This is a genomic window from Pseudomonas deceptionensis (assembly GCF_900106095.1).
In the GTDB taxonomy this organism is placed as follows: domain Bacteria; phylum Pseudomonadota; class Gammaproteobacteria; order Pseudomonadales; family Pseudomonadaceae; genus Aquipseudomonas; species Aquipseudomonas deceptionensis.
On the sequence record NZ_FNUD01000002.1, the window covers coordinates 3,872,152 to 3,887,906 of the forward strand.

Consider the following 15,755-nt stretch of genomic DNA (forward strand, 5'->3'; position numbering starts at 1 on the left):
TAATGAGAGTCAGTATGAGCAATGCATGGGTTAAGGTTATGTCGTTTTACGCACTGGCTACATTTTCCAGTTCGGCACTGGCCATGAATGATTTTTGGCTTGAAACGATCATATCCAGCACGTCCGGTGGAACAACCTATCTCACTTCCAAGGACAACAAACTGAACGTGTCCGTACTTGGTGATGCGAGCAGTTTTGTTGCAAGCGGTGGTGCTATCCGCGGCCCTTATCTGGAGGCATCAATTAATGCGCTGCGGGCGTCTGACCCCGCCCTGGATGTTAGTGATATGGAGTTGGCTACACGTTTATTGTTGCTCTCGGTATCTGAGTCACTGGGGGAGTCATCATGAAACTTATGATTTTACTTGCCGGCGCCCTTATTTTTACTGTGAGTATTTCAGGTTGCACGACCAGAGACTGGATTCAAGCAGTGGGTGGTGCTGCACAAGCACGTGACGATTACGCCAAAAAGAGCCGTATCGAACGGCTAAAAAAAGCAAATGCCGCGTCCTCTCGCGTGAAATAAATTTGTGTCGCAACCGGCGCTGTCGCAGCAAGTGCGGCAGCTGGAGGAAAGCCTCGGCGCGCAGTTGTTTGATCGCTCAGGGCGCAAAACGCGCCTGACCCAGGCCGGGGAGGTTTACCTGCGCTATGCATTGCGGGCGGCGCAGGAGCTGCGGGAAGGCAAGCGTGCGATCCATGATGTGTGCGATCTCCATCGAGGAACGCTGCGGATAGCGGTGACGCCAACTTTCACGACCTACTTGGTCAGGCCGTTGGTGGAAGCCTTTTACAGCCGCTACCCGAACATTACGTTGAACGTGCATGAACTCGCTCAAAAGCACATGGATCGCGCGCGCAATCTCTACTATGCCCCCATATCCCGAGCTATGACTCGGCTCGCAGTGTTTACCATGCAAACCATGCCGGGAACCGCCTTCGAAACGGTAAACAACCTATTTGGAAGCGAGAATGTCGAAGAGCTTGCTATCGGAATGTGAAAAACATAAACCAGGCGGCCCGAGTGATTAAAACCGGGGAGCCCCGGCTGCATACGTCCACTTTTGACCGTTTGCGGCCCTTTGCGACAGGCCCCTATCGGACAAAAGCGGACCTCCACTGACTCTAAAAAATCAGGAGCAATTCACGTTCAAGAAAAAACATTTGACGTTTCCAAAATAAACTCAAGATATCAGCCAGAATTATCGATGCGTTCCTTACAATCCAAAGGAGCATTAGCATGGACAATTGTCGATTGGCGATAGGTACAAGCCTGGTCTTTGCGTTGAACGGTGTTAGCTTGGCGGCCGTCCCGTTAGGCCAAGGCGTTATCCAGTTTCACGGCAGTATTGTGGAGCCGGGCTGTATTACCAATGTGAGAATGAGTTCGACCTTCGAGTTCAAAAGGTGCCCGAGCCCACAGCTTGGCAGTGCGGTCAATGTGCACAGTGTTGAGCCGGTCAGCTCTGTCAGTGCTGCCGGGCACTCCAGCGTCAAAGTCAAGTTGCTCGCTGCCAGCAGTCCAGACGGTCGCTATTACAATCAACAATACGAGTTGGTGGATGGTTCGGGAAAACCGGTGCTGTCGGGATCTTACTTGATCACTCTGACTTTGCCCTGAAGGCTAGTCCTTGGCTTGCATTGGGGAGGTACCTTAGGTCCAGAATGGAGATGGAGGGGTAGACTCCAGGCCATCTGGCCTGGCCTTTCTGGTGGGTGTAAAAAGCGCCTTCCCGTAGCCCGCGTTCAAGGCGTGATGCCGCGCCCATGGGCACGGCGCTGGATTTCTATAACTTGCGAGCGGTGATGCACGCTATCGGTGGGTTTCAGGTTCTGAACCCCTATCTAAATCAAGGAAGACAACTCCATTGAAACCAGCCCTCGGCGCCCTGCTTTTAACCTGCATGACGACCAGCGCTCTCGCTGACGTCAACTCTGTCGGCTTTCAATCCTCCACCCTGCTGGACCCACACAATGAGCGTCCGCTGGAGATGGTCGTCTGGTATCCCAGTACAACGACCGTCGCCCCACAGTTGATCGGCGACGATGTGGTGTTTGTCGGTGCTTCTGCGGTTCGCAACGCGCCACCCTCTGCAGGCGAGCACCCATTGGTGGTGCTCTCCCATGGGTTCAGAGGCAATTGGAACAATCAGAACTGGTTGGCGAGTGCATTGGCCCACAAGGGTTACATTGTCGCGGCAGTCAACCACCCCGGCACCACGACCCATGATCGCAGCCCGAAAGCAGCGGCGCAGCTATGGCAGCGACCCATTGACCTGCATCGGGCCATTGAGGCGGTCACCACTCAACCTGAAAAATTTGGCGTGGTCGCAAAGCGTCAAATTGCTGCAGTGGGCCATTCACTCGGCGGCTGGACTGCAATGGAGATCGCCGGTGCTCGTTTCGACCCGGCCCAGTTTGCCCGTGACTGCAAACTCCATCCGCAGTTATCCAGTTGCACCAATTATCAAACGATCAACCCTGAGAGTACTCCGGCATTAAAGGCTGGTCTGGCCGGCGATTTGCGCGATCAACGCGTCACCGCTGTGGTTTCTTTGGACCTTGGACTCTCGCGCGGGATGACCGATGAGAGCCTTGCGGCACTGCCGGTGCCGGTGCTGGTTATCGCTGCCGGCGCACCGTCGGTGGAACTGCCTGCTCAGTTGGAGTCCGCCAACCTGGCCACACGCCTGCCCCAAGCGTCCAGCCGCTATGTCGAGATCAGTGACGCCAGCCATTTCAGCTTCTTGCCGATTTGCAAACCAGGTGCAGTGGCATTGCTCGAAGAGGACATTCCTGGCGATGGCATCATTTGCGGGGACGGCGACAATGCTCGCCCGCGCGAGGTAATCCAACAGCAGGTTACGTCGCTGATCAGCGAGTTTTTAACGCAGTCCGCGAACAACAAAGTGGACCTCTAGGATTGCTTGCACTCAGCAACTCGGCAGACCTGCAATTTGCGCAGGCGCGCAATTTTTGTGTCGAATCCAGCCACCTATTACGATCAAAAACGTTTTTAGACAGCCGCGGCCGATATCTGCCCATCACGAAAGGCAGATGTCAGCCAAAAGCGGCCGCTCGGACAGGTCTGCGAATCAAGGCGCAATTCATAGTCCCCAACTGGATTTAGGCACTCATGTTATTGAAAACTCGACTATAAGTAATGCAGCGACCACTAAAGCAGATGATTTAGGCGCTATCCCCTACGTTGTCAAACTACTGACAGTAACACTCGACTGCATTATTCCTATGAGCCGATAATTTATAATGATCAAGACAATTAGTATTTTGCTATTAGCACTTTCCATTGCAGGATGCAATGGCTTCGTAAAGCCCGATTTATCGGGACAATTTAATGACTCATACTTTGTAGTCTACTCAGGCTTTCCAGCACCGTTGCTATATACGGCCTCGGCAGTGCAGTGGAACGAGGATTACGCCGTAACGACCCGACATACTCCATTCTTGCCCGATATCGCATACTCCTGCAGTACAGGCTGTGACCTCGCCTTCATCAAGCACAAAGCAGACGGCCAATACCCTTCATGGCGAGCACCGTGTCTAGGTGAGGACATAACTGCCGTGGGGATAAGTCCATACCTGATGACCACCACGGGCAAGGGTAAGGTGTATCAAACCCCCTTTCTCAATGTAAAAGAAAATAGCGGTGATCTTTATGGCATCCACGATGCCCCAGTGATCAAAGGGATGTCGGGTGGGCCGGTCATTGGCAGTGACGGCAGCATTGTCGGTATCAATGAAGGTTACTACTCGGTCACACCACACGATGTGCCTGCTCAGACCGATTTAAGAGGTGCCAAGAGGGTGAGTATTTTTGTCCCTTACTCAATTATTGCGCGTGAGTGGAGAAAGTTCCAGGCTCAGCTTAATCACCAAGAAGCCCCGACAGCCCCTGCCCCGAAAACTGATTTCTGCCCTGAATTAGGTTTGAAACCGCTGAACATATAAGCCATGTAAATAATAAAATTATTTACCGCCTGCAGACGTAGCGCGAGCAAGTTTATGCTTATCTATTTTCAGGGCTGACTTTTCAGTCGCCCTGAAATATTTATTAAAAGAGCACGGAATTATTTCGCACTTAGCCCTGCGTACCGCCTGATTGATAAACACCCACTTCACAATGACTGATGCCCGTTAATCATTAGAAAACTTAATACTGCGCACGCAAATTAATTTCAAAGCAATGATGTATATTTATTTCATCCTTTACAAAAACTCCGTCACTGCCTAAAACCTCCAAGCCGTTAAGGCTGACTTGGAGGGCTGCTTCTGGCCGAAAGCATAAGTTAGTCAGTTTAGTTAAGAATGCTTGCCCCTCAAATGCCCGCGTGCGTCCAAGACCTCGCATAAAAAGACCAGCGCTCGACGAAAAACCGGGTGGCAATCGCCATAAGGCAAATGGTCGAGCGAAGCCCAGAAAAACTCGAAGAGGTGACCATGGTCATCAAGCGTCTGATGTGACCATTGCTCGGGCAGTGGCCCAATCACCTGGCACAGTTGAAACGACCAGATCTGGCCCTGATGACCGGAATCCCAGCATCCTAGATCGTCTTCTATTGTGGCGGTGTTTATACCAGACTCTTCCGCCAGTTCACGTAGCGCCGCCCGACAGGGTGCCTCCCCCTTTTCAATAGTTCCCTTCACCAGTTGCACGCCAGCCAGAGGATGACGGAACAAAAGGATCTTGGGCCGCCGCGCAGAAGACAGAACGACTGAGCAGACCTTCTCGAGAAGCATCGCGATATCCTTATCTGAAATGAAAGCTCACCATCATACGCATTCAGCTTTACGCAATGGGTGCGGGCAAGATTCTGACTGGCCTCTTGAGCGGCAATAATACTTGTTATACAAGGCGTTCTAAAACCTTGGCACGCATGGGGTGCCAGGAGGTCCGTGCCTGGAAACCCGGGGCGATTCAGTACTCTGCCGGTTTGCTCCATGCAAAAAAATTAACGTGCCCGCTCATTATTTCGAATAGAAACAAGTGGGGATCGATTTTCCATTTTTGAGTACTTAGTTAACGTGAATTGGGATGATCTGAAAGTTTTTATCTTCGTCGCCAAGTCGAACAACGTGACCGAGGCGGGAAACTCGCTCAACGTTTCGGCATCGACGGTATCGCGCAAGATTGCCGCACTTGAGGACTCGCTCAGCACCGTGTTGTTCCTGAAAAACACCAATGGCTATTTCCTGACGGAAGCTGGCAGCGCACTGCTTCCTCTGGCGTTAGAGACCCAGGAGCGCTTCAAACTCATTGAGCGACAGATGTCGCAGCCAGGCAATCGGATGGCTGGGCAGGTGCGTATCGATTGCCCGGAGCTAATGGGCACGCACCTGATCATGCCTGGACTGGCAGGTTTTCGTGATCAATACCCCGAAATCAGCTTCGACTTCATCAACACGGCGGTGTCTTCAAAACTCACGCAAAGCCATAGCGACATCATTATCCGATTGCGCAGACCCGAAAACGGCAACTTCACCATGCGCCGGGTCGGGACACTGATGCAGGGGCTTTTTTGTTCTGAAGGCTATGCCGCCGCCAACAGGCTGCCAGCGAAGCCTGACGACTTGAAGCACCATTACTTGATTGGCTGGACTGAAGAAATGTCTTATATGCCGCTCGCGCAATGGCTCAATGAGGTGAGCCGCGACCAGAAGCTCTGGATGCGCGTGCCCAATCTCAATGCCCAGCTCAAGGCAGTTGAAGCTGATCTTGGTATCGCCGCGTTACCGACCTATGTTGCACACCAGTCAGGCTTGCGTCAGGTCCTGGCCGATAGCCCCCTGCACAGCTCCGATATCTGGCTTCTGCGCAATCAGGCCACACAAGGCGTAGGTCGCGTCGATCAAGTGGTGGATTATCTGATGGAGTTATTCCAGAGCAAAACGGCCCCCATGCACTAGCAACCGTTGCCTGGAGGGTCATGAAGACGGCTTAAAGCGAGCCGGTACGCAGGAAAATCCAGAGCGCTACCGCGATCAGCATCAGCCCAAACATCGCGTTCTGGATCATCAGCAGTTTGGGCCGCGCCTGGATCAGTTTCTGCACGGTCGACCCCATCGATACCCAGATGACGTGCGAAAAGAAATTCAGCGTAATCAGCGCAGCGCTCAAGATCAGCACGACGCTGCTGCTTGTCTCACCGGAGGGCGTGAAGGTGGAAAACATCACCAGCAACATCACTATGCCTTGCACATTGCCCAACTGCACAACGATGCCGTCTCGAAACTGCAAGTGTATGGCTTTGTCGCTGGGTGCTTTCAGCGGGCGACACAACAGCCGCACCCCAAGCCACAAGATATAAAAGCTGCCTAGCACTTGCAGTACCCACACCAGCCTCGGGTTGTTCATCAGCGTGTGATAAAGCCCTAACCCGACCAGCACCGCGAGAAAGAAATATGTGATGTCCAGGCCGACGATAAACCGGACCGAACGACGTACACCGCTCTGAGCTCCGGAGGTCGCAACCATCAAGTTGCCAGGACCTGCACTCAGGGTCAGCGGTGCCATGGTTGACAGCCAAAGCAGCCAGTTGATGCTTAATAATTCTTGCACGCTCTTATCCTCAATCACCGCATGGACTGCACTCCCTCAAGTCTAATTCCCGGTTGCTTGTAACGTTATAGCGAAGAGCGCAAAGCCATTTCCCATAAATGGGGGAAGGCGTTATCGCGCTTACCTGGCCGCAGACCGATGCCTTTTGACCCTGTACATATCACCATCTGCATGGCTGAGCAGCGTGTCGGCGTCCTCCCCGTCCTCGGGGTAAATGGCCACGCCAATGCTGCAGGACGGCATTGTGATTCCGCCAAATTCAGCACCCAGGGGCTCGGCCATGACCGCGATAATCTGCGCCACCTTCTCGGATATCTCCCCCGGTGAGCGGATATCCGTCAACAGAACCGTGAACTCATCACCGCCCATCCGGGCCACCGTGTCGGTCTCACGTACGCAATCTTCCAGCCGGCGCGCCGCCATGCAGAGCACACGATCGCCCACCGCATGCCCGTAAGCATCATTGATGTCCTTGAAGTCGTTGATGTCCAGAAACAGCAACGCCAGCGCGCTCTTGTGCCGGCGCGACGTACGCAGGGCCGAGTCCAGTCGCTCATTGAACAGCGAGCGATTGGTCAGTTTGGTCAGCGGGTCATGATGGGCGAGGAAACGCAACTCGTCCTCGGCCTGCTTGAGCGCCGTCACGTCCCGCGCAACGCCGATCCGCGCGCCCACCTCCTGGGACCAGAAAGCAGCCCACAGAATATGTACGATGCTTCCATCCTTGCGGATGTAACGGTTGCGGAAATCGACGTGGGCCTGACCATTCATGACCCGGACAATGGAGGCCCGCGTGATCGCCAGGTCGTCAGGGTGCATGTAATCGGTGATCATGGTTCCCGTCAGTTCGCTGGCCCGGAAGCCGAGCAACGCCTCACAGCCATCACTCACAAATGCAATCTGGTTGTCGCTGTCGACCACAAAGACCGTGTCCAGCATCAAGTGGATCAGCTTGGGATAGAGAGCTTGCAGGTCAACGGGCATAAGACTTGAGCGTCCGGTTGATAAATCACCTTAATCATAGCCTGATGGCAAAACGAGATTGCACTATTGCTGCGCGACGCCGGCGCACGGGGAAACGGTAAATGGCCCCCTTCAATTTCAGCAGCCGCTCAACGCCGGTTTCAGGCGCTCGCCCTCGAAGAAGATCGGCCGCAGGCGCACGCCCACGCTATTGCCGATGAATGCAGCCACCAGCCACACCCAGCCATGCAGGCTGCCCGAGGCGATGCCGCTGAAGTACGCGCCAATGTTGCAGCCGTAGGCCAGGCGCGAGCCGTACCCGAGCAGCAGACCACCGATCACCGCCGCCACCAGCGAACGGGCCGGGATTTTCAGGCTGGGAGCAAACCGCCCGGCCAGACCTGCGGCCAGTAGTGCGCCGAGGATGATGCCAATGTCCATGACACTGGTGATGTCTTCCCACACTGGCGCGGCCAGCGCCTTGGCATTGCCCGGCATCAGCCAGAAGCCCCAGCTGCCGACATCGACCCCCAACCCGCTCGCCGCCTTGGCGCCCCACAGCGCGAACGCCGAGGTGATGCCCCACGGCCGCCCTGCCAATGCCAGCGTGGCGTAGTTGAGCAAGGCCAGGGCAATCGCCCCCCATACCAATGGCCATGGCCCACGCAAAAAGCGGCGCAGACCCCGGTGCTCACTGGTTACGCCCTCTTCAAGCGTGCCATGACGGGCCTTTTCCAGGCGCACGGTCACTGCGGCAATAATCCCGAACACAGCCAGGCTCACGAGCAATGCCGGTACAACGCCAAAGCTTTTAACGATCGAAGTCGCCGGAAATGAGGGCAGCGCAAACCACCAATCCACGTGGTGAGTGGCGATCAACGAACCGCAGATAAAGAAGAACAGGGTCACCAGCATGCGCGCATTACCGCCGCCGACCGTGAACAGGGTACCGGACGCACACCCGCCGCCCAGTTGCATGCCGATGCCGAAAATGAAGGCACCAAACACGACCGAAATCCCGATGGGTGCCACCAGCCCGACCACAGGCTGACCGAACAGGGTTCCCGCTCCCAGCGCGGGGAAAAATAGCACCACCGCCACGGCCAGCATCACCATTTGCGCACGCAGGCCGGCGCCACGGCGATCATTGAGAAACACCCGCCAGGCCGAAGTAAAACCGAAGGCGGCGTGATAAAGGGTCAAGCCCAGCGCCGCGCCGACCATCAGCAACAGCACCTGGCGCGAGCCGACGCTGTTTTGCAGGAACACGGCGCCAAACAACAGAAAGACAAATGCCACCAGCGGCGCAAGCGGCTTGCGCGCAGGTGTCAGGGTAAGAGAGCTGCTCATGAGGTATCTCGGTACGTGTGATGTAGGTTGATTCAGAGGACGCCGAGTATAAACCTGAGCGGGTGGCTGAGCCTGTATAGATCGCTATTGGGTGACAGCTTGTAGCCGCAGACGAGTAGAACGAGGCTGCGTTCGAGCGCGAAGCGGTCGCAAAACCGCTACACGTGATTTGCCTGATTAACCGAGGCCGCTGACTTCACGACTGTTGCGCAGCCTCGTTCAACTCGTCAGCGGCTACAGATTTAGTCGCCCACCCCGCGTCGTAATTACATCCCCAGCCAGTTCGGCAGTGCCAGGGAAACGAAAGGCACGTACGTCACCAGGACCAAGAAGGCCAGCATCACCAGCAGCCACGGCGATACCGCTCGCACCACGCGGGTCAGCGGCATGCCCGTGACTGCCGAGGTGACAAACAGGTTGAGGCCGGTTGGCGGTGTGATCAGCCCGATTTCCATGTTCACCACCATGATGATGCCCAGGTGGATGGGGTCGATGCCCAGTTGCATGGCGATCGGGAACAGGATCGGCGCGAGGATCAGGATAATCGCGGAGGGCTCCATAAAGGTGCCTGCCACCAGCAGCACAATGTTGACCACCAGCAGGAACTCGACCGGCGTAAAACCCTGCTCAACCACCCAGGCGGTGATCGACTGCGGGATCTGCTCGGTGGTCAGCACGTGGGCGAAAAGCATGGCGTTGGCGATGATGAACATCAGCACCACGCTCAGTTTTCCCGCCTCGATAATCACCTTTGGGCATTCGCGAACGGTCATGTCCTTGTAGACGAAGATGGCCACGAACGCGGCATAGACCGCAGCCACGGCTGCTGCTTCCGTCGGCGTGAACATACCCGAGTAGATGCCGCCCAGAATGATCACGATCAGCATCAGGCCCCAACCGGCTTTGCGGCCTGCGGTCATGATCTCCTTGAACGAGGCACGCGGCAGCGCAGGCATGTTTTTGACCCGGGCCATGATGTAGATGGTGACCATCAACACGAGGCCCAGCAGCAGGCCCGGCACCACACCGGCCATAAACAGCTTGCCCACCGAGGTTTCGGTCGCGGTGGCGTAAACCACCATAACGATCGAAGGCGGAATCAGAATGCCCAGGGTCCCGGCGTTGCAGACGATACCGGCGGCGAAATCCTGCTTGTAGCCGGAGCGCACCATGCCGGCGATGACGATAGAGCCGACCGCCGCCACCGTGGCCGGCGACGAGCCGCTCAATGCCGCGAACAGCATGCAGGCAAGGATCGCAGCGATGGCCAGGCCACCCTTGATGTGCCCCACACAGGCGTTGGCGAAGTCGATCAGGCGCCTGGCCACGCCTCCGCTGGTCATGAATGCACCGGACAGCAGAAAGAACGGAATGGCCAGCAGCGTGTAGTGCTCGCTGGTTTCAAACAGCTTGATCGCCAGCGAACGCACCGAGTCGTTGCTGAAAAACAGGATGGTCATGGCCCCGGACAACCCCAGGGAAATGGCCACTGGAATGCCGATAAACATCAGCACGAACAGGGCGACAAACAGGAAAGCGATCGTCATTTGATGTGCTCCGACTTGTCGTTTTCGGCCAGTTTCACGGCGTCATCCACTTCACTGTGCAGGCCCAGGCCTTGCTGTTTGCCCTGCAGGATGCGAACAAATATTTGCAGGAAACGTACGAACATCAGGGCAAAGCCGATGGGCACGATCATCACGATATGCCACTGACGAATGCCGAAACGGTCCAGGTCTTCTGCACCGGTACCAACCCGGTACAGCGTGGCGACCCACTGTTCGCTGGAGTAGGCCATCAGGGCGCAGTAGCCTAGGCAGATGGCGACTGCGAGCAAGGCTATGCGCCTCTGGTTGGCGGGGTTGAACTGGCGCACCAGCAGGTCGACACCAATGTGCGCGCCGATGCGCACGCCCCAGGCCAGGCCCACAAAGATCAGCCAGCCGAACATGGCCTTGGTCAGCGCCACGCTCCAGGTCATCTCCTGGGCGACGTACAGAATGGAGTCGCCGACGCCGAGCATGGCCTCGTTGGCGAAGGGCAGCGAATCCCCCAGCGAGTAGAAAATGCCATAAAGATTGTTGAACACCACGTACGCGAAAGTGACCAGGGTCATGCCTGCAAGCAGGAACGCCACCAGCATTTCTTCCGCGTGATTCCAGACACGAACGACAGCGTGCATGGGTTATCTCCCTTGAAAGAGCGGTCGAGAAGCGAGCAATGGGACCGATGAAGTCCAGGCGGCATGTTGGCCACCGGCTTTCGCGCCGCAGACGCTGCCGCAGGCGATCCCACGGGAGCGCCCGCAACAGTCATGGGTCCTGGCTGCGCTTAGCTGCTTTGGTTGGCCTGTTCGGCGGCCTGGATCAGATCGACGCCAATGTCGCCTTCGAACTTCTTCCACACCGGGCGCATGGACTCACGCCACATCTCGCGCTGTTCAGGGGTAAGGATGATGATTTCGCTGGTGCCCGCGTCCACGATCCGCTGCCGGGAGGCCGCGTTCAGCACCTCGGCCTGCTTGTTCACCTCGACCGTGACCTCGGCCATCACCGCATCCAGGGTGCTGCGTACGTCTGCGGGCAAACCGTTCCAGAACTTGGTGTTGGTGATCACCATGTAGTCGATGGCGCCATGATCGGACTCGGTGAAGAACTTCTGCACCTCATACACGTTCTGGCTCTCGTAGTTCGACCAGGTGTTCTCGGTGCCATTGACCACGCCGGTCTGCAAACCCTGGTAGACCTCGGCAAAGCTCATCTTGCGCGGCGCGGCGCGCAGGGCCTTGAACTGCTCATCCAGAACCGCGGACGCCTGCACCCGGAACTTCAGGCCGCGGGCATCCTTGGGCTCGTACAACGCCTTGTTGGCAGACAACTGCTTCATGCCGTTGTGCCAATAACCCAGGCCGGTCAGGCCCTTGCCCTCCATGGATTTGAGCAGTGCCTGACCTTGCGGGCTCTGCTGGAAGCGGTCGAGCGCGTTGATGTCGTTGAACAGGAACGGCAAGTCGAAAATCTGGATCGGCTTGGAATAGTGCTCGAATTTGGCCAGCGACGGCGCCAGCAGTTGCACGTCTCCCAGCAGCAGCGCTTCCATTTCCTTGCCGTCACCGAACAACGAGGAGTTCGGATAGACCTCGACCTTGACCTGCCCGGGCAAACGCTCTTCAGCGAGTTTTTTGAACAGCAGTGCGCCCTGCCCCTTGGGCGTGTGCTCGGCGACGACGTGGGCGAACTTGATACTGATGGGGTCGGCAGCGCTCGCAAAACCTGCGAATAACGGGAATGCGCAGACCAACGCCTTTAGGGTGTGCTTGAACATGGGGACATACCTCTTGTTGTTATAAGTTTGGTAGTGCCTGGTGTTGCCTGAACTTCGTTTGTTGCAAATGCCGCGTGTCTCCCGACTCAGGCATACGGCGAACCGGCTCGCCGCAAAACTCGTCGGGCATGTTCGATCACCGGTGCATCGACCATTTGCCCGTCGACCACGAATACCCCGTCCCCGCTGGCGACCGCCGCCAGAACCCGCCGGGCCCGGTCGAGCTCTTCATGGCCGGGCATAAAGGTGTCGTGAATCAGTGCAACCTGACTGGGGTGGATGCACAGCAGGCCGCCAAAACCCATATCCCGGGCATCGGCAGCCATGCGGGTCATGCCTTCGCTGTTCTTGATGTCCGGGAATACGCTGTCCAGCGGCGGCGCCAGATGCGCCAGCGTGCTGTGAAGGAGAATGGCGTAGCGCGCCTGGTCGAGAATCCGTTGCGAAGCGTCTGTGCCGCTGGCCAGGCCCAGATCCAGGCCCAGATCCAATGCGCCGAACGTCAGGCGCTCTACCCCGCCCGCTTGGGCAATGGCTGGCAACTCCAGCAGGCCTCTGGCGCTTTCGATGATGGGCCAGACGGGCTTGCCGCACGCCGCAGCCCGCTCGACCTGCGCGGCGCTTTGCGCCTTGGGCAGCAATACGGCCACCACCCCGGGCTGACGAAGGCATAACGCCAGATCAGCCGCCTGCTGTTGGTGTTCCGGTGCATTGATGCGCACCAGCACCCGCGCCTGGGGGTTGGCATCCAGAAAAGCGTCCAGATTGGCCCGCGCCTGCGCCTTGAGGTTTTCCGCAACGGCGTCCTCAAGGTCGACGATGACCGCATCGGCGCCGCTGCCCAGTGCCTTGGCAATACGTTCGGGCCGGGTAGCCGGGACAAACAGCGCTGAACGAACAATGGTTTGATCCATGAAGATGCTCCGTGCCGGGGGGCGAGGCAAAAGCCTCACACCGCTCCCTGTTGGTGAAGACCCTGGATGTCATCCGCCCCATAACCCAGTTCGGTCAGCAGGCTGTCGGTGTGTTCCCCCAAATGCGGCACCGCATCCATTCGCGGTTCAAAAGCGCTATTGCGACCTGGTGGCAGCAGCGCCGGCAGCTTGCCCGCGGGGCTGTCCACCTCGCGCCAGCGATCGCGGGCCTGAAGCTGCGGATGTGCCCAAACCCCTGCCATGTCGTTGACATGGGCGTTGGCAATCGACGCCGCGTCGAGCCTTGCAATGACCTCATCGGCGCTCATCTGCGCAAAAGCATCAACGATGATGGCCCGCAACTCGGCACGGTTCTGCGAACGCCGCGCGTTTGCATTAAAGCGTATGTCTTGCGCCAGCCCCGGCTGTAGCAACACCTTGTTGCAGAACTGCTGCCATTCACGTTCGTTCTGCAGGCCGAGCATCACCGTGCCGCCGTCACCTGCGGGGAACGGGCCATAGGGGTAGATAGTGGCGTGTGCGGCACCGGCTCTGGGGGGCGGCGCAGCGCCGTCGTAGGCGTAATACAACGGATAGTTCATCCACTCCACCAGGCTTTCGAGCATCGACACATCAATGCGGCTGCCCTCGCCGGTCTTGTCGCGCAGCAACAGTGCCGACAGCACGCCGGTGTAGGCGTACATGCCCGCCGCGATATCGGCAATGGAGCAGCCGGCTTTGGCCATGTCGTGTTCCCCCGGCCCGCCGGTGACGGACAGAAACCCGCCTTCGCTCTGGATCAGCAGGTCGTAGGCCTTTTTCTGCTCGTAGGGCCCGCCCTCCCCGTAGCCGGAAATATCGCAGACGATCAACCGCGGGAAGCGCTCATGCAGCGCTGCATAAGACAGCCCCATGCGCTCTGCCGCACCCGGCGCGAGGTTCTGCACCAGCACATCGGCCGTGGCCAGCAGCTTGTCGAGTACCTCCCCGGCAGGCTGTTGCTTGACGTTCAGGGTCAGGCTTTCTTTGGAGCGGTTGGTCCACACAAAGTGCGAGGCCAGGCCATTGACCCGCTCGTCATAGTCACGGGCGAAGTCACCGGAGCCGGGGCGTTCGATCTTGATCACCCGCGCCCCCAGGTCGGCCAGCTGCCGGGTGCAAAACGGCGCCGCAATGGCGTGCTCCAGGCTGACGACGGTAATGCCGTCCAGCGGGCGGGGTTTGGCGATGGTGTCGGTCATGATGCGTTCTCTACAGAAGCCGGGAGGCGGGTCAGGACGCCAAGGTCGTCAAGGTGGCGCAGTTGCCAGACCCGCCCGATGAGGCCCGTGGCCTGTGCGTCATTGCGCGCACCCGAGAAGGCCAGCAAGCGGCGAAACTTGTCTTCCAGCTCGGCGCGACTCAGGGTATTGCCCGGGTCGCCCTTGGGCTCATCGATGCGACCGCGCAAGGTCCGGCCCTGCACCGTGGTCACCTCCACCCGCCCCAGCCAGCGCTGCGGATAGGCGCCGTCGACTTCCTCGTCCAGCACCATGCACACCCTGGAGCAAAAGTCGGCGATGCGCGGATCGGTCAGCGAATGCTGGTGGAACTCGGGCAAGCCGGCCTTGCCGTAAACAGCGATCAGGCCCAGCACCGTGCCCATGGAAAACTTGGCCTGGTGGACGGTCTGTGGCACCCGCACGCGGCCCAGGACGTCGATGGCGCCCTGATGGACCCGCGTGGTGACGCTGGCAATGTCCTGGGCCCGCAGTTGCTCGCGCTGCATCAGCTCCAGCAAAGCATCCGCCGCCGGGTGCGTGTGGCGGCACGAAGCGTGAAACTTGAACGAGGTTTCAGTCAGTGCCCAGCGACTGCCCAGGCGGTCGGACAAGCAGGCCGGATTGGCGTCGCTGGACATTCCGGCGGCCATGCCCTGCTCGCCTTCGAGAATGTTTTTAGCGCCGCTCAGCCCTTCGGCGGTCAGGTAGGCGGCCAGCAGGCCATCGGCGGCCGCCTTGGCGGTGTGCAATTGCTTGGAGTCAGCCGCATCCCGCAGAAACTCCCACAGTCCGGCTGCCTGGGTGCCCGCGCTGCCGAGCACATCGGTGAACTGCTCCTGATTGAAGCCCATCAGTTTGCCCACCCCGACCGCCGCCGCCAGGGTGCCCACCGTGGCGGTGGTGTGGAAGATGCGATAGTGCGAGCGGCCGAGGAACTCACCGATACGAATGCCGGCTTCATACCCGGCGACGGCAGCAACGATCAGTTCGCGGCCGGTTTTGCCCAGGTCCTGGGCGGCAGCCAGCACGGCCGGGAACACCACCGTCGCCGGGTGCAGCACGGAGCTGTTGTGCAGGTCGTCCTGCTCTACCAGGTGCGAGCTGGCACCATTGACCAGCGCGGCGAAATACGCGGAGCTGGACGTGCCATTGACCAAAATGCCGGCCGGCCCGCTGGCCGGGCCCATCTTCGCCGCATAACGCTCGAACAACGGGATCGGATGCGAAGCCTGGCTGGCCAGGGCCGAGCCCAGCCAGTCAAGAAACAGGTCTTCGGTGCGGCTGATAACGGCTTCAGGCAACTGCTCGTAATGCAGGTTGGCTAAAAACTCCGTGAGCGCTTGAGTGTGCTGACTCATGCAGCGT

16 protein-coding genes and 1 pseudogene are annotated in these 15,755 nt (G+C 58.2%); 7 read left to right on the forward strand and 10 right to left on the reverse strand.

All coding sequences use genetic code 11. From position 1 onward, the window contains the following. The first annotated feature begins 14 nt into the window (after positions 1-14). The 6 genes and pseudogenes from BLW11_RS17770 (at position 15) to BLW11_RS24115 (ending at position 3,969) form a co-directional block, all read left to right on the forward strand. Entirely contained in the window at positions 15-350 is a 336-nt protein-coding gene (locus BLW11_RS17770) for a DUF2388 domain-containing protein (protein WP_048361517.1), read from the forward strand. Then, positions 347-526 carry a hypothetical protein gene (locus tag BLW11_RS17775; RefSeq protein ID WP_074836862.1) on the forward strand — a complete coding sequence of 60 codons (180 nt, stop codon included), beginning with the start codon at positions 347-349 and terminating at the stop codon, positions 524-526. Before BLW11_RS17770 ends, BLW11_RS17775 begins: the two co-directional genes overlap by 4 nt. A 4-nt stretch (positions 527-530) precedes the next feature. Beyond that, positions 531-851 (forward strand): annotated as a pseudogene (locus BLW11_RS17780) (LysR family transcriptional regulator); the annotation flags it as partial. Positions 852-1,240: 389 nt separating this feature from the next. Beyond that, complete coding sequence (locus BLW11_RS17785) at positions 1,241-1,621, forward strand: hypothetical protein (protein WP_048361516.1); 381 nt, start codon at positions 1,241-1,243, stop codon at positions 1,619-1,621. A 247-nt stretch (positions 1,622-1,868) separates the two neighbouring features. Beyond that, complete coding sequence (locus BLW11_RS17790; RefSeq protein WP_048361515.1) at positions 1,869-2,921, forward strand: alpha/beta hydrolase family protein; 1,053 nt, start codon at positions 1,869-1,871, stop codon at positions 2,919-2,921. A gap of 346 nt (positions 2,922-3,267) precedes the next feature. Further along, positions 3,268-3,969, forward strand: a complete 702-nt coding sequence (locus BLW11_RS24115) for a S1 family serine peptidase (RefSeq protein WP_048361514.1) — start codon at positions 3,268-3,270, stop codon at positions 3,967-3,969. Between the two features lie 351 nt (positions 3,970-4,320). Here the strand turns inward: BLW11_RS24115 and BLW11_RS17800 are convergent, their stop codons facing one another. Further along, positions 4,321-4,758 (reverse strand): NUDIX hydrolase, encoded by a 438-nt coding sequence (locus BLW11_RS17800; RefSeq protein WP_048361513.1) that lies wholly within the window; start codon positions 4,756-4,758, stop codon positions 4,321-4,323. Between the two features lie 285 nt (positions 4,759-5,043). Between BLW11_RS17800 and BLW11_RS17805 the strand changes: the two genes are divergently transcribed. After that, positions 5,044-5,925, forward strand: coding sequence for a LysR family transcriptional regulator (locus tag BLW11_RS17805; RefSeq protein WP_048361512.1), 882 nt, complete (start codon positions 5,044-5,046; stop codon positions 5,923-5,925). A gap of 31 nt (positions 5,926-5,956) precedes the next feature. On the opposite strand, the gene BLW11_RS17810 is transcribed toward BLW11_RS17805, so the two are convergent. The 9 genes from BLW11_RS17810 to BLW11_RS17850 all read right to left on the reverse strand — a co-directional run bounded on the left by BLW11_RS17810 (position 5,957) and on the right by BLW11_RS17850 (position 15,748). Then, complete coding sequence (locus BLW11_RS17810; RefSeq protein ID WP_082136281.1) at positions 5,957-6,577, reverse strand: LysE family translocator; 621 nt, start codon at positions 6,575-6,577, stop codon at positions 5,957-5,959. A gap of 120 nt (positions 6,578-6,697) precedes the next feature. Further along, positions 6,698-7,561, reverse strand: coding sequence for a sensor domain-containing diguanylate cyclase (locus BLW11_RS17815; protein WP_048361511.1), 864 nt, complete (start codon positions 7,559-7,561; stop codon positions 6,698-6,700). 117 nt (positions 7,562-7,678) lie between these two features. Next, a complete protein-coding gene (locus BLW11_RS17820; protein WP_048361510.1) occupies positions 7,679-8,890 on the reverse strand; it encodes a YeeE/YedE family protein in 1,212 nt (403 codons plus the stop codon). A gap of 266 nt (positions 8,891-9,156) precedes the next feature. Next, positions 9,157-10,437 (reverse strand): C4-dicarboxylate TRAP transporter large permease protein DctM, encoded by a 1,281-nt coding sequence (gene dctM / locus BLW11_RS17825; RefSeq protein WP_048361509.1) that lies wholly within the window; start codon positions 10,435-10,437, stop codon positions 9,157-9,159. Then, positions 10,434-11,072, reverse strand: coding sequence for a TRAP transporter small permease (locus tag BLW11_RS17830; protein ID WP_048361508.1), 639 nt, complete (start codon positions 11,070-11,072; stop codon positions 10,434-10,436). The genes dctM and BLW11_RS17830 overlap by 4 nt, the downstream gene beginning before the upstream one ends. Before the next feature lie 149 nt (positions 11,073-11,221). Continuing rightward, positions 11,222-12,214, reverse strand: coding sequence for a TRAP transporter substrate-binding protein (locus BLW11_RS17835; protein ID WP_048361507.1), 993 nt, complete (start codon positions 12,212-12,214; stop codon positions 11,222-11,224). An 86-nt stretch (positions 12,215-12,300) separates the two neighbouring features. Continuing rightward, entirely contained in the window at positions 12,301-13,128 is an 828-nt protein-coding gene (locus BLW11_RS17840) for an HpcH/HpaI aldolase/citrate lyase family protein (RefSeq protein WP_048361506.1), read from the reverse strand. Between the two features lie 35 nt (positions 13,129-13,163). Continuing rightward, positions 13,164-14,369, reverse strand: coding sequence for a CaiB/BaiF CoA transferase family protein (locus BLW11_RS17845; RefSeq protein ID WP_048361505.1), 1,206 nt, complete (start codon positions 14,367-14,369; stop codon positions 13,164-13,166). Then, positions 14,366-15,748: an MmgE/PrpD family protein gene (locus BLW11_RS17850; protein ID WP_048361504.1), complete on the reverse strand. Its 1,383-nt coding sequence runs from the start codon at positions 15,746-15,748 to the stop codon at positions 14,366-14,368. The genes BLW11_RS17845 and BLW11_RS17850 overlap by 4 nt, the downstream gene beginning before the upstream one ends. Positions 15,749-15,755 lie beyond the last annotated feature (7 nt).

Excerpts from the sequence above, each read along its gene's own strand:
- BLW11_RS17770 (WP_048361517.1), top strand. The coding sequence starts at position 15 with ATGAGCAATGCATGGGTTAAGGTTATGTCGTTTTACGCACTGGCTACA.
- BLW11_RS17775 (WP_074836862.1), top strand. The coding sequence starts at position 347 with ATGAAACTTATGATTTTACTTGCCGGCGCCCTTATTTTTACTGTGAGT.
- BLW11_RS17785 (WP_048361516.1), top strand. The coding sequence starts at position 1,241 with ATGGACAATTGTCGATTGGCGATAGGTACAAGCCTGGTCTTTGCGTTG.
- BLW11_RS24115 (WP_048361514.1), top strand. The coding sequence starts at position 3,268 with ATGATCAAGACAATTAGTATTTTGCTATTAGCACTTTCCATTGCAGGA.
- BLW11_RS17800 (WP_048361513.1), bottom strand. The coding sequence starts at position 4,758 with ATGCTTCTCGAGAAGGTCTGCTCAGTCGTTCTGTCTTCTGCGCGGCGG.
- BLW11_RS17815 (WP_048361511.1), bottom strand. The coding sequence starts at position 7,561 with ATGCCCGTTGACCTGCAAGCTCTCTATCCCAAGCTGATCCACTTGATG.
- BLW11_RS17820 (WP_048361510.1), bottom strand. The coding sequence starts at position 8,890 with ATGAGCAGCTCTCTTACCCTGACACCTGCGCGCAAGCCGCTTGCGCCG.
- dctM (WP_048361509.1), bottom strand. The coding sequence starts at position 10,437 with ATGACGATCGCTTTCCTGTTTGTCGCCCTGTTCGTGCTGATGTTTATC.
- BLW11_RS17830 (WP_048361508.1), bottom strand. The coding sequence starts at position 11,072 with ATGCACGCTGTCGTTCGTGTCTGGAATCACGCGGAAGAAATGCTGGTG.
- BLW11_RS17835 (WP_048361507.1), bottom strand. The coding sequence starts at position 12,214 with ATGTTCAAGCACACCCTAAAGGCGTTGGTCTGCGCATTCCCGTTATTC.
- BLW11_RS17840 (WP_048361506.1), bottom strand. The coding sequence starts at position 13,128 with ATGGATCAAACCATTGTTCGTTCAGCGCTGTTTGTCCCGGCTACCCGG.
- BLW11_RS17845 (WP_048361505.1), bottom strand. The coding sequence starts at position 14,369 with ATGACCGACACCATCGCCAAACCCCGCCCGCTGGACGGCATTACCGTC.
- BLW11_RS17850 (WP_048361504.1), bottom strand. The coding sequence starts at position 15,748 with ATGAGTCAGCACACTCAAGCGCTCACGGAGTTTTTAGCCAACCTGCAT.